General features: G+C 27.2%; 1 pseudogene. It reads right to left on the bottom strand.

Features of this window, described 5'->3' with window-relative positions:
* Nucleotides 1-65: 65 nt before the first annotated feature.
* Nucleotides 66-617: pseudogene (locus LPC13_RS16745) on the bottom strand (hypothetical protein); the annotation flags it as partial.

Raw genomic sequence — 617 nt, 5'->3', positions numbered from 1 at the left:
ATTCCAAATCTACCAACTAATCATACAAAAAAGAGTAGATAGATTTGTTTTTTACACAAATCTATCTACTCTCCCTCATAATAAGCCATTTCTTTTGTCATACCACTTAATTTAATTTCATTTTTAAAGTAATCTGTCCCCATACTAACATATTTATTAAGTAATATATTATATTCATTTTGCTTTTCTTCCCTTTTGTCTCCCACATAATTAATATTTATATATTCACCTGTAGGCGTTAATCCTTCACAAAAGTTATCTGGCATAATCAATGAAAATATATTGTTGCTAGAAGGAGATGTAGCTAAAGAATCCTGTAGAACTTCCTTCTTTCCAATTTTATAAGCTTTATCACCAATAGTAATCTGATCATTTTCCTCAAAGAACCTTTCAATAGTTGGAAGTAAATTATCAAAGTTTGAAGCAATATAAACTTTATCCTGATCTAGCTTCAAAGGTTCTTCTCCTAGTAGTTCTCTATTTTTATTAAAATCTGTTATTGATATTACTTGTGATTTTTCAAAGATAGGATTATAATTTATCGGTTTTGACCTTGATAGTATTTCTCTAATTTTATCTTTATATCTTTTTAATGATTGTTTAGATATAGTAGTGCA

Origin of the sequence: Clostridium celatum (assembly GCF_021412605.1) — a bacterium.
Lineage (GTDB): Bacteria > Bacillota > Clostridia > Clostridiales > Clostridiaceae > Clostridium > Clostridium celatum.
The sequence above is the reverse complement of the archived record's forward strand: the minus strand, read 5'-3'. Positions and strand labels throughout refer to the sequence as shown.